10 protein-coding genes and 1 pseudogene are annotated in these 13,139 nt (G+C 53.2%); 5 read left to right on the plus strand and 6 right to left on the minus strand.

From position 1 onward, the window contains the following. Positions 1–194 (plus strand): annotated as a pseudogene (locus tag INF77_RS23345) (hypothetical protein); the annotation flags it as partial. A 53-nt stretch (positions 195–247) separates the two neighbouring features. On the opposite strand, the gene asnB reads toward INF77_RS23345, so the two are convergent. From asnB to nagB, 5 genes are all read right to left on the minus strand, one after another. Beyond that, on the minus strand, positions 248–1,912 hold the full coding sequence (gene asnB / locus INF77_RS20385) for an asparagine synthase B (RefSeq protein WP_045261094.1): 1,665 nt from the start codon (positions 1,910–1,912) through the stop codon (positions 248–250). A 250-nt stretch (positions 1,913–2,162) separates the two neighbouring features. After that, positions 2,163–2,915 (minus strand): ribonucleotide monophosphatase NagD, encoded by a 753-nt coding sequence (gene nagD, locus INF77_RS20390; protein WP_150143074.1) that lies wholly within the window; start codon positions 2,913–2,915, stop codon positions 2,163–2,165. A 45-nt stretch (positions 2,916–2,960) separates the two neighbouring features. Next, entirely contained in the window at positions 2,961–4,181 is a 1,221-nt protein-coding gene (locus tag INF77_RS20395; protein WP_028012354.1) for an N-acetylglucosamine repressor, read from the minus strand. A gap of 8 nt (positions 4,182–4,189) precedes the next feature. Next, complete coding sequence (nagA, locus tag INF77_RS20400) at positions 4,190–5,338, minus strand: N-acetylglucosamine-6-phosphate deacetylase (protein WP_193532022.1); 1,149 nt, start codon at positions 5,336–5,338, stop codon at positions 4,190–4,192. 55 nt (positions 5,339–5,393) lie between these two features. After that, complete coding sequence (gene nagB / locus INF77_RS20405; protein WP_193532021.1) at positions 5,394–6,194, minus strand: glucosamine-6-phosphate deaminase; 801 nt, start codon at positions 6,192–6,194, stop codon at positions 5,394–5,396. Between the two features lie 328 nt (positions 6,195–6,522). Here nagB and nagE point away from each other — a divergent pair, with 328 nt between their 5' ends. From nagE to chiQ, 4 genes are all read left to right on the plus strand, one after another. Further along, positions 6,523–8,475, plus strand: a complete 1,953-nt coding sequence (gene nagE, locus INF77_RS20410) for a PTS N-acetyl glucosamine transporter subunit IIABC (RefSeq protein ID WP_028012357.1) — start codon at positions 6,523–6,525, stop codon at positions 8,473–8,475. A 179-nt stretch (positions 8,476–8,654) separates the two neighbouring features. Further along, complete coding sequence (glnS, locus tag INF77_RS20415) at positions 8,655–10,322, plus strand: glutamine--tRNA ligase (RefSeq protein ID WP_041910779.1); 1,668 nt, start codon at positions 8,655–8,657, stop codon at positions 10,320–10,322. 447 nt (positions 10,323–10,769) lie between these two features. Next, positions 10,770–12,167, plus strand: a complete 1,398-nt coding sequence (gene chiP, locus INF77_RS20420; protein ID WP_028012359.1) for a chitoporin — start codon at positions 10,770–10,772, stop codon at positions 12,165–12,167. A 47-nt stretch (positions 12,168–12,214) separates the two neighbouring features. Beyond that, the gene (chiQ, locus tag INF77_RS20425) at positions 12,215–12,541 is read left to right on the plus strand and encodes a ChiQ/YbfN family lipoprotein (protein WP_028012360.1); all 327 of its coding nucleotides are present in this window, start codon (positions 12,215–12,217) and stop codon (positions 12,539–12,541) included. 92 nt (positions 12,542–12,633) lie between these two features. On the opposite strand, the gene fur is transcribed toward chiQ, so the two are convergent. Beyond that, a complete protein-coding gene (fur, locus tag INF77_RS20430; RefSeq protein WP_028012361.1) occupies positions 12,634–13,080 on the minus strand; it encodes a ferric iron uptake transcriptional regulator in 447 nt (148 codons plus the stop codon). Positions 13,081–13,139 lie beyond the last annotated feature (59 nt).

The raw sequence follows: 13,139 nt of genomic DNA on the forward strand, positions 1-13,139 counted from the left end.
ACCAACTGAGCTACGTAGCCATCTTTTTTTCGCGTTACCTTATCGGCGTTGCGGGGCGCATTATGCGTATAGACCCTTGCAGCGTCAACACCTTTTTCAACGAAAATAGCCGGAATGTGACTGTTTGGTTAGGTTGCGAACAGCGTGACCGAATATTCGGCAATTATTGGTTATTAATCGGTTTTTGGTGGTGAAATGTGAGGCAAAAAAAACAGGCCCCTGAGGGGCCTGTTTGAAATCGTTGTGATTATTTGTAGGCGGACTGGTGAACGCCTACCGCACGCCCCGATGGATCATTCATCGCCTTGAAAGATTCATCCCATTCAATGGCTTTTGCGGATGAACAGGCCACTGACGGACCGCCAGGAACACACTCGGCAGCGCTCGGCACCGGGAACAGCTCTTCAAAGATCTCACGGTAGAGGTACGCTTCTTTCGAGCCCGGCGTGTTGTACGGGAAGCGGAAGCTTGCGGTTTCCAGCTGCTGGTCAGAAATCTGCTTCGCCGCCACCTCTTTCAGGGTGTCGATCCAGCTGTAGCCAACGCCATCAGAGAACTGCTCTTTCTGACGCCATGCCACGCTCGCCGGCAGGTAAGATTCAAAACATTCACGCAGGATATGTTTTTCCATTTTGCCGTTGCCGCACATTTTATCCTGCGGGTTGATGCGCATCGCCACGTCGAGGAATTTCTTATCCAGGAACGGCACGCGCGCTTCCACGCCCCAGGCCGACATCGCTTTGTTGGCACGCGCACAGTCGAACATATGCAGCGCCTGCAGCTTACGCACGGTCTCTTCATGCAGCTCTTTGGCGTTTGGCGCTTTGTGGAAGTACAGGTAGCCGCCAAACACTTCGTCAGAACCTTCACCGGAGAGGACCATCTTGATGCCCATCGCCTTGATCTTACGCGACATCAGGTACATCGGCGTGGAGGCGCGAATGGTGGTCACGTCATAGGTTTCAATGTGATAGATCACATCGCGGATCGCATCCAGACCTTCCTGCACGGTGAAGTGAATTTCATGGTGCACGGTGCCGAGGTGGTTTGCCACTTCCTGCGCGGCTTTCAGATCCGGTGCCCCTTCCAGGCCCACGGCAAAGGAGTGCAGCTGCGGCCACCAGGCCTCGGAGCGCTCCTGATCTTCCACGCGACGAGCCGCGAATTTCTTGGTGATCGCGGAGATCACGGAGGAGTCCAGACCGCCGGAGAGCAGTACGCCGTAAGGCACGTCTGACATCAGGTGGCTTTTCACGGAATCTTCCAGCGCCTGACGCAGCTCGGCTTTATCCGTCACGTTGTCTTTCACCGCGTCATAGTCAAACCAGTCGCGCTGGTAGTACGAACGGATTTCACCGTCTTTACTCCACAGATAGCTGCCCGCCGGGAACTCTTTGATGGTGCGGCAGACCGGCACCAGGGCTTTCATTTCGGACGCGACATAGAAGTTGCCGTGTTCATCGTGCCCCATGTACAGCGGGATAATACCGATATGGTCACGGCCAATCAGGTAAGCGTCTTTTTCGCTGTCGTACAGCGCGAAGGCAAACATGCCTTGCAGCTCGTCGAGGAACTCCGGGCCTTTCTCCTGATACAGCGCCAGGATCACTTCACAGTCAGAGCCGGTCTGGAAGGCGTAGCGGTCGCCGTACTCGGCGCGCAGCGCCTGATGGTTATAAATTTCACCGTTGACAGCCAGCGCGTGCGTTTTTTTCTCGTTATACAGCGGCTGTGCACCGGCGTTGACGTCAACAATCGACAGGCGTTCGTGAGCCAGAATCGCTTTGTCGCTGGCGTAAACGCCTGACCAGTCCGGGCCGCGATGGCGCATCAGGCGGGACAATTCGAGTGCTTTTTTACGCAGTTCGCCCGCGTCAGTTTTAATATCCAGTACGCCAAAAATTGAACACATAACCTTCTCCGTTAACCCTGTTGCATTGTGATGTTGCTTGCTTATGAAAATGCCGCAAAAGGGGGGAGGGGCGCAAGGGTTTTACGGGCCAAAACGGAAAAAGTGCAATAGTGATTGCGGAATAGTGAAAAAAGATTACGACTCACATCCTTTTATTGATGATTATGCAATGAAAAGGGTTTTTTGTTAGATGGTTTTTTGTTTGTATAAGCTGAAAATGAAAAACCACGCCCTGGGACGTGGTTCAGAATCAAATAACGTCGATTTCGTCGACAGAGGGGTAAATCCAGCTTGGTCGGAAGGGCATCGTATCGATGTCATCAAGCTGCGAGACGCCAGAAAGTACCAGGATGGTTTCAAGCCCCGCCTGGAAGCCAGCCAGAATATCGGTGCGCAGGTTGTCGCCAACAATGACGGTTTCTTCTGAGTGTGCCTGCATCGTATTCAGCGCGGCGCGGATGATCCACGGGCTCGGTTTGCCGACAACAAAAGGCTTACGGCCGGAGATTTTTTCAATACCGGCGCACAGCGCGCCGCAGGCCGGATAGAAACCACGGCCGTGCGTATCCGGGTTGGTGGCAATAAAACGCGCACCATTGGCGACAAAGTAGGCTGCTTTATGCATCATCTCCCAGTTAAAGGAGCGCGTTTCACCCACGATCACAAAGTCCGGGTTCACATCGGTAATGGTAAAGCCTGCTTTATACAGCTCGTGGATCAGCGCGCCTTCACCGACCACGTAGGCTTTTTTTCCTTCCTGACGCTTCAGGAAATCGGCCGTTGCCATTGCGGAGGTATAAAACACGCTGTCCGGCACGTCGACGCCTGCGGTGGCAAAGCGGTTCGCCAGATCCTGACCGGTTTGGGAAGGGTAGTTCGTGAGTAGAACCAGTGGCATTCCTTTGTCGATGATGCGGTGAAGAAACTCCGCAGCACCCGGCACGGCAATGTTGTCGTGCATCAGCACGCCGTCGATATCACAAATTACATTCTTAATGGTCATGGACATTCCGACATCAAAAAAAGAAGGCGTTACTATAAGGTTCGATCAGGATTCCAGCAAATGCTGGAGCAGGATCCCGTTGAGCATGGCGCGCTTGACCAGCGCAAACGCGCCAATCGCCGAGCGATGGTCAAGCTTCGAACGAACCACCGGGAGGTTCTGTCGGAATGCTTTCAGCGCCTGGGTGTTGATGCAGCCTTCGATGGCGGGCAGCAGCACCTTTTCCGCTTCAACAATCTCTCCGGCGATCACCACTTTCTGCGGGTTAAACAGGTTAATGGCGATGGCGATGGTTTTCCCCAGATGGCGACCTACCTGCTCGATCACCTCACAGGCCAGCGCGTCGCCTTTATTGGCGGCTTTGCAGATGGTGCCTATCTTGCAATCGTCCAGCGTGACGCGGCTTTGATAACCCTGCTCAAGCAGGTGGCGAACGCGCTGCTCGATGGCCGTGTTGGCGGCGATGGTTTCAAGGCAGCCGAAGTTGCCGCAGTGGCAGCGTTCGCCGAGCGGTTCAACCTGGATGTGGCCGATCTCGCCAACGTTACCGTTACGACCAATAAAAATACGGCCATTGGAGATAATCCCTGCGCCCGTACCGCGGTGTACGCGCACCAGAATAGAGTCTTCGCAGTCCTGGCTCGCACCAAAGTAGTGCTCAGCCAGCGCTAAAGATCGAATATCATGGCCGACAAAGCAGGTCACCTTAAAGCGTTTTTCCAGCGCGTCGACCAGCGCCCAGTTCTCAACCTGAATATGCGGCATGTATCGGATCACACCGCTTTCCGGGTCGACCAGGCCCGGCAGAATGACGGAGATGGCGATCAGTTCGCGGATCTTGCGCTGACAGCTTTCAATAAAGTGCGCGATAGTATTCAGCAGCGCGTGTTCCAGCGTCTCCTGAGTGCGCTCGGGCAGCGGGTAGTGCTCTTCCGCAATGGCTTTGCTGCTCAGATCGTACAGCGTGAGCGTGGTGTCATGACGACCAAGCCGGACGCCAATGGCCTGAAAGTTGCGGGTTTCGGTAATGATGGAGATGGCGCGGCGGCCCCCGGTGGAGGCCTGCTGATCGACTTCTTTGATCAAACCGCGCTCAATGAGCTGGCGGGTAATTTTTGTCACGCTGGCGGGAGCAAGCTGGCTTTGTTCGGCTATCTGGATCCGCGAGATTGGACCATGTTGGTCAATCAGGCGATAAACCGCCGCACTGTTAAGTTGTTTAACGAGATCGACATTACCGATTTGAGCTTGTCCGCCTGGTGTCATACTTTTACTTACTCAGTGACGACCTCGTTACCATTAACGATGGTCTTAATAATTTTATAATCGTGTGTGAATGCCGTCAGGTTTGCAACCATACCTGGTGCAATTCCGCCGAGCTGTTTATCCACGCCGATGGCGCGAGCCGGATAAAGGGTGGCCATACGCAGGACTTCATCAAGCGAAATCCCACAATGCTCCACCAGATTACGCACCCCTTCAATCATGGTCAAAGAGGAGCCACTCAGCGTACCGTTTTCATCCACACACAGTCCATTGCGGTAGTATATTGTTTTACCAGCAAAAATGAACTGCTCAATATTTGCACCTGCTGGCGCGGTGGCATCGGTGACCAGGCAGAGCTTGTCACCTTTCAGCCGTTTGGCGTTGCGAATGTTGGTGTAATCAACGTGCATGCCATCAGCGATAATGCCGCAGTAGACGTCTGGTTCGTCGAGAATCGCCCCGACCAGGCCCGGTTCACGGCCGGTAATATACGGCATGGCGTTGTAAAGGTGGGTCGCAAAGGTAATGCCGGCACGGAAGCCCGCTTTGGCTTCTTTCAGCGTGGCGTTTGAGTGGCCTGCTGAAACCACAATCCCGGCGGCAGCCAGTTTGCTGATGACCTCAGTACCGGTCATTTCAGGCGCCAGCGTCACTTTAGCGATCACATCAGCATTGGCACACATGTAGTCGACCAGTTCAGCATCCGGCTTGCGCACGTAATCCGGGTTATGCGTGCCTTTTTTCACTATGTTCAGCCATGGCCCTTCCAGATGCAGACCCAGCGCCTGGTTCGGGTGTTTGGCCAGGTATTCGCGCATGACGCGGATACCCTGTTTCATCAGGTCATCACTGCTGGTGATGAGCGTCGGCAGATAGCTGGTGCAGCCTGATTTCTCGTTAGCTTTCTGCATGATTTCCAGCGTTTCAACCGTCACCGCCTCGGCGGTGTCATTGAACTGCACACCGCCGCAGCCGTTAAGCTGTACGTCGATGAAACCGGGGGAGATTACTGCTCCATTGAGTGAGCGCTGTTCTATCTCCGGCGGCAGTTCCGCCAGCGGGCAAACACGTTCAATCAGGCCATTGGCGATAACAATCGCATGGTCATCCAGAATTTCATGGCCGGTATAAATCCGACCGTGGGTTAAAGCGTACATATCGACCCCCGGTTAAAAAAAGCGACCGCCTCTGACAGAAGAGGCGGTTATTCAATTACAGACCTTTGATGTTCTCAGCTTCTAACTCGTTGAAGTATTTCAGCGTTTTCACCTTCAGCTCCATCGTGGACGGTTCGTCGCAGACGATGACTGATTTTGGATGCAGCTGCAGGCAGCTGATGGTCCACATGTGGTTAACGTTGCCTTCAACGGCTGCCTGGAGCGCCTGCGCTTTCACGCCGCCCAGTACCAGAATCATCACCTCTTCGGCATCCAGCAGGGTGCCTACGCCAACGGTCAGGGCGTATTTTGGAACCTGGTTCACGTCACCGTCAAAGAAGCGGGAGTTTGCCACGCGGGTGTCATGGGTCAGCGTTTTAATACGGGTACGGGAAGCCAGAGAAGAAGCTGGTTCGTTGAACGCGATATGACCATCGTTGCCCACGCCACCCATGAACAGGTGGATTTTACCGTAAGAACGGATTTTTTCTTCGTACTGACGGCATTCTGCGTCAATATCAGGCGCATTTCCATTCAGAAGGTTAATATTTTCAGCTGGGATATCAACGTGATCAAAGAAATTGCGGTGCATGAAGCTATGGTAGCTTTCAGGATGCACCTTTGGCAGGCCGACATATTCGTCCATGTTGAAGGTCACAACGTGTTTAAAGCTAACCTGGCCCGCTTTATGCATTTCAACCAGCGCTTTGTACGCGGTCAGTGGGGTACCACCGGTTGGAAGGCCAAGAACGAAGGGACGATCGGCAGTAGGCTTGAAGGCATTAATACGGTTAACGATATGGCGAGCGGCCCATTTACCGACTTGTTCAGCAGTTGCCAGGGGAATCAGTCTCATTGTTCACCTCAAAGTTTAAGTAGAAGAGTGGGCGGATGGGTATCGGAACCTGATGCTTAAGCGTAACCTGGAACCTTTCAGGCCGGATCAATCCGTCTTGATTTTTTGAATGATAAAATAAGTTTTGGCTGTTAGCCAGTGAAAGGGAGGAAGGAATACGATATTTGGTGACAATAATCACAAAAAATAGGTGTTTAATTTGCGATACGAATTAATTTTTCACACACTCAGACTGCCAGTGAATTATCAACTGTATCTATCGTTCGTGACACAATAAAAACATAGTTTATGCGCGAGTCTTAATAATGGGTCTCGTAGGGGGAATAGGATGAATATTTTAGGTTTTTTCCAGCGCCTCGGTAGGGCTTTGCAGCTCCCTATCGCCGTGCTACCGGTTGCAGCGTTGCTGCTGCGATTCGGGCAACCCGATCTTCTTAACGTGCCGTTTATTGCCCAGGCAGGCGGCGCCATTTTTGACAACCTTGCGCTGATTTTCGCCATCGGCGTGGCGTCAAGCTGGTCAAAAGACAGCGCCGGTGCTGCGGCACTGGCAGGGGCGGTAGGTTACTTCATCCTCACGAAAGCGATGGTAACCATCAACCCGGAAATCAACATGGGTGTACTGGCGGGTATCATTACTGGTCTGGTCGGTGGTGCCGTGTACAACCGCTGGGCGGGTATCAAACTGCCTGACTTCCTGAGCTTCTTCGGCGGTAAACGTTTTGTGCCAATTGCGACGGGCTTTTTCTGTCTGATCCTGGCAGCTATCTTTGGCTACGTCTGGCCGCCGGTGCAGCATGCTATCCATGCGGGCGGCGAGTGGATTGTTTCTGCGGGTGCAGTGGGCTCAGGTATCTTTGGTTTTATCAACCGTCTGCTGATCCCAACCGGTCTGCATCAGGTGCTGAACACCATCGCCTGGTTCCAGATTGGTGAGTTCACCAATGCTGCGGGCACCGTATTCCACGGCGACATCAACCGCTTCTATGCGGGTGACGGCACCGCGGGTATGTTCATGTCTGGCTTCTTCCCAATCATGATGTTTGGTCTGCCGGGCGCTGCACTGGCAATGTACCTGGCTGCGCCAAAAGCGCGTCGCCCAATGGTTGGCGGCATGCTGCTGTCCGTTGCGATTACCGCGTTCCTGACCGGTGTAACCGAGCCGCTGGAATTCCTGTTCATGTTCCTGGCGCCGGTGCTGTACCTCATGCATGCGGTCCTGACCGGTATCAGCCTGTTTGTGGCGACCCTGCTGGGCATCCATGCTGGCTTCTCCTTCTCTGCAGGCGCGATCGACTACGTGTTGATGTACAACCTGCCGGCGGCAAGCAAGAACGTCTGGATGCTGGTGGTAATGGGTCTGGTCTTCTTCGTCATCTACTTCGTGCTGTTCACTGCGGTTATTCGTATGTTTAACCTCAAAACACCAGGCCGCGAAGATACCAAAGACGAAGTGGTCACCAACGAAGCCAACAGCAATACCGAAGAGGGTCTGACTCAGTTGGCGACCAGCTATATCGCTGCCGTCGGTGGGACTGACAACCTGAAAGCGATTGACGCCTGTATCACCCGTCTGCGTCTGACGGTGGGTGACTCGGCGCGCGTAAGCGACGCAATGTGTAAACGCCTTGGTGCATCGGGCGTGGTTAAACTGAACAAACAAACTATCCAGGTTATCGTAGGCGCCAAAGCGGAATCCATTGGCGACGAAATGAAGAAAGTGGTTGCCCGTGGCCCGGTCGCGGCGGCATCAGCCGACAGCGCGCCTGCGTCGACGGCTGCGCCAGTTGCTAAGCCGCAGGCCGTGCCGAACGCCGTGACGGTGGCCGCGCTGGTCTCTCCGGTAACGGGTGACGTGGTTGACCTTGAGCAGGTGCCTGACGAAGCGTTCGCCAGCAAAGCGGTCGGTGACGGCGTGGCGGTGAAACCAACGGACAAAACCGTTGTGTCTCCGGCGGCAGGCACCATCGTGAAAATCTTCAACACCAACCACGCGTTCTGCCTCGAAACCGAAAAAGGCGCGGAGATCGTTGTCCATATGGGGATCGATACCGTAGCGCTGAACGGTCAGGGCTTTACTCGCCTGGTGGAAGAGGGGGCCGAAGTGGTGGCAGGTCAGCCGATTCTGGAAATGGATCTGGACTTCCTGAACGCCAACGCGCGCTCGATGATTAGTCCGGTCGTGTGCAGCAACATCGACGACTTTAGCGGTCTGGTACTCCAGGCGAAAGGTCAGGTGGTTGCGGGTCAGACACCGCTGTATGAGATTAAAGGCAAGTAATCGCTCCTGAGTAGAGTCATGCCTTAAGCGGCGGGGGATATCCTCCGCCGCTTTTTTTTGCAGCAAACGCCCCCATTATTTTCATCTGATACGTATTTTCCGTAACTAAGGGTTGTCACTACGTCCGGCTTATAAGATCATACGCCGTTATACGTTGTTTACGCTTTGAGGAATCCACGATGAGTGAGGCAGAAGCCCGCCCGAGTAACTTTATTCGTCAGATCATCGATGAAGATCTGGCCAGTGGTAAGCACACCACGGTACATACGCGTTTCCCGCCGGAGCCGAACGGCTACCTGCACATTGGTCACGCGAAATCGATCTGCCTGAACTTTGGCATTGCGCAAGACTACCAGGGGCAGTGCAACCTGCGTTTCGATGACACCAACCCAGTAAAAGAAGACATCGAATACGTTGAGTCCATTAAAAACGACGTGCAATGGCTGGGCTTCAACTGGTCTGGCGATATCTGCTACTCCTCTGACTATTTTGATCAGCTGTATGCCTACGCGGTGGAGCTGATCAACAAAGGTCTGGCCTACGTTGACGAGCTGTCTGCGGACGAAATCCGCGAGTATCGCGGTACGCTGACTGCGCCGGGCAAAAACAGCCCGTTCCGCGATCGCAGCGTGGAAGAGAACCTGGCGCTGTTTGAAAAAATGCGTGCCGGTGGCTTCGAAGAAGGTAAAGCGTGCCTGCGTGCCAAAATCGATATGGCGTCGCCGTTTATCGTGATGCGCGATCCGGTGCTGTACCGCATTAAGTTCGCAGAACACCACCAGACCGGCAACAAGTGGTGCATCTACCCGATGTACGACTTCACCCACTGCATCAGCGATGCGCTGGAAGGCATCACCCACTCGCTGTGTACGCTGGAGTTCCAGGATAACCGTCGTCTGTACGACTGGGTGCTGGATAACATCACCATTCCTGTGCATCCGCGTCAGTATGAGTTCTCTCGTCTGAATCTGGAATACACCGTGATGTCCAAGCGTAAGCTGAACCTGCTGGTGACCGACAAGCACGTTGAGGGCTGGGACGACCCGCGCATGCCGACCATCTCCGGCCTGCGTCGTCGTGGTTACACTGCCGCTTCTATTCGTGAGTTCTGCAAACGCATCGGCGTGACCAAGCAGGACAACACCATCGAAATGGCGTCTCTGGAATCCTGCATTCGTGAAGATCTTAACGAAAACGCCCCGCGCGCGATGGCCGTTATCGATCCGGTGAAACTGGTGATTGAAAATTACCCGCAGGGTGGAAGCGAGCTGGTCTCTATGCCTAACCATCCGAATAAACCGGAAATGGGAAGCCGCGACGTGCCGTTCAGCGGTGAGATCTGGATCGACCGTGCTGACTTCCGTGAAGAAGCCAATAAGCAGTACAAGCGTCTGGTATTGGGTAAAGAAGTTCGTCTGCGTAACGCCTACGTCATCAAAGCCGAGCGCGTAGAGAAAGATGCTGAAGGTAACATTACCACCATCTTCTGTTCGTACGATGCTGAGACGCTGAGCAAAGATCCGGCAGACGGCCGCAAGGTGAAAGGCGTGATCCACTGGGTGAGCGCTTCCCACGCGCTGCCGGTAGAAATTCGTCTGTACGATCGTCTGTTTAGCGTACCTAACCCGGGTGCGGCGGAAGACTTCCTGGCGACCATCAACCCGGAATCTTTGGTGATCAAGCAGGGTTATGCGGAGCCATCGCTGAAAGCCGCTGAAGCGGGCAAAGCGTTCCAGTTCGAGCGTGAAGGTTACTTCTGCCTGGACAGCCGTTACAGCACGGCAGAAAAACCGGTATTTAACCGTACCGTAGGTCTGCGTGATACCTGGACCAAGATCGGCGAATAATAACGCTTCACTGGTCAATGAGAAACAAACGCCGCTTATAGCGGCGTTTTTTTATTTAATGATCATATCGTTAAAGTAGGCCCGTAATTAGGCCAGCTAAAATTTTTGGTCAATGCGGTGCTACTTATTTTTCTAAAAAAAGTTTGTCTGTTTCATAAAAAAGAGAATTAAGACAAATACGGGTTTTATTACGATCTGATACGCTGAAATTACCTTCTCTACCCCCGCCACACCTCGCATCCGGCCAAATGTTACAAATCACTACCAATTATGTGCACTTCGTCATAATCCTGACTTTTACCCACTGAAAAGCATTGATAATTCGCGTCGCGAAAAATAACCTAAAGACGGTAGTTAATTCGAGGGTATTTATAACTACCCCTGGCCTTTTGGTCTTTTATATTTTCGCCGTTTAAGGCGTTTTAATTCGTCAAAGAGGAATAATCTATGCGTACGTTCAGTGGCAAACGTAGTGCGCTGGCGCTGGCTATTGCCGGTGTAACAGCAATGTCGGGCCTGGTGGTGACACCAGAGGCAAAAGCAGCAGGTTTCATCGAAGATTCTACCCTCACTGGCGGTATTTATTACTGGCAGCGTGAACGTGACCGTAAAGATGTCACAGAAGATAAATACAAAACCAACCTCTCTCACTCCACCTGGAACGCCAACCTGGACTTCCAGTCAGGCTACGCCGCCGATATGTTCGGTCTGGATATTGCCGCGTTTACGGCGATTGAAATGGCTGAAAATGGCGACAGCGGCCACCCGAACGAAATTGCCTTCTCCTCCAGTAATAAAGCCTATGACGAAGACTGGTCGGGGGATAAAAGCGGTATCAGCCTTTATAAGGCCGCAGCGAAATTCAAATACGGCCCGGTATGGGCGCGTGGGGGCTATATTCAGCCAACCGGCCAGACGCTGTTAGCGCCGCACTGGAGCTTTATGCCTGGTACCTATCAGGGGGCAGAAGCCGGGGCTAACTTTGACTACGGTGATGCAGGTGCGTTGAGCTTCTCCTATATGTGGACCAACGAGTACAAAGCGCCGTGGCACATTGAGATGGACAAGTTCTACCAGAACGATAAGAAAACCAAAGTCGATTACCTCCACTCGCTGGGCGCGAAGTACGATTTCAAAAACGATCTGGTTCTGGAAGCCGCATTTGGTCAGGCGGAAGGCTATATCGATCAGTATTTTGCTAAAGCCAGCTACAAATTTGATATCGCCGGTAGTCCGCTGAGCACCAGCTACCAGTTCTACGGTACGCGCGATAAGGTCAGCGATGGCAGCGTAAATGACATTTATAACGGTACCGCGTGGCTGCAGGCGTTAACCTTTGGCTACAAGGTCGGCCAGGTTGATTTGCGCCTGGAAGGGACATGGGTGAAGGCGGAAGGGCAGCAGGGCTACTTCCTGCAGCGTATGACGCCGACCTATGCCTCATCTAACGGTCGTCTGGATATCTGGTGGGATAACCGCTCTGACTTTAACGCCGACGGCGAGAAAGCGGTCTTCTTCGGCGCCATGTATGACCTGAAAAACTGGAACCTGCCGGGCTGGGCGGTGGGCGCTTCTTACGCTTACGCCTGGGATGCAAAACCAGCAGACATGGCGACGCCGGATGCGTACTACGATCCAAACTATCGCCTGAAAGAGTCCTCCTACAGCCTGGATGCTATCTACACCCTGCAGGATGGCCGTGCGAAAGGCACGATGTTTAAGCTGCACTTCACGCAGTATGACAATCACTCCGATATCCCAAGCTATGCGGGCGGTTACGGCAACATCTTCCAGGATGAACGTGACGTCAAATTCATGGTTATTGCCCCATTCACCATCTTCTGATGAGCACACCGGCGGGCTGAGTCCCGCCGGTCTGGAGACTGCATATGATGAAAAAAATCGTAATCGTCGCGCTGATGGCATCAGGGCTGGTGGCGTGTGTTCAGACTCAGGCGCCGAAAGAGGACGCCCGTCTGAAGGAGGCGTATAGCGCCTGTATTAATACCGCGGAAGGATCGCCTGAGAAGATTGAAGCCTGCCAGAGCGTACTAAATGTGCTAAAGAAAGAGAAAGCGCATGAGGCGTTCGCGACGCAGGAGAATGTTCGCGTGATGGATTATCAGGCCTGCATCCAGGCACGTAAAACCGGTAACGATCAGGAAGTGGCGAAGCGTTGCGATAAAATCTGGAACGAGATACGCAATAACAACAAATGAGTTGATCTACGCCCGGTGGCACTTTGCTGACCGGGCTTTTTTCAGGCAAAAAAAAGCCAACCTTACGGCTGGCTCAGAGTATGAACGCTAACTTATTTTGTGTCGTGAGCGTGTTCATTCTCGCGGCAATCCCCTTCAGCGCAGTGACCGTAAAGGTACAGGCTGTGGTTGGTCAGGCGAATGCCATGACGAGCTGCGATTTCACGCTGACGCGCTTCGATGGAATCATCGCTAAATTCAATGACCTTGCCGCAATCGAGGCAGATCAGGTGATCGTGGTGATGCTGCTGGGTCAGTTCGAATACAGATTTACCGCCTTCGAAATTATGACGGGTAACAATGCCCGCGTCATCAAACTGGTTCAGCACGCGATATACAGTGGCCAGCCCAATCTCTTCACCCATGTCGATAAGACGTTTATAAAGGTCTTCCGCACTGACATGGTGATTGTCTGGACCCTGAAGCACTTCCAGGATTTTTAACCGAGGAAGCGTTACTTTCAGGCCAGCCTTCTTTAATGCGGTATTGTTGTCAGTCATGCGGAATCTGTCCTGTTGCTAAACGATTCACTTCTCTGGGAAGTGACAGAAAATGCACC

The sequence above is a fragment of the Enterobacter cloacae complex sp. P1B genome, assembly GCF_014982345.1.
GTDB lineage: Bacteria > Pseudomonadota > Gammaproteobacteria > Enterobacterales > Enterobacteriaceae > Enterobacter > Enterobacter bugandensis.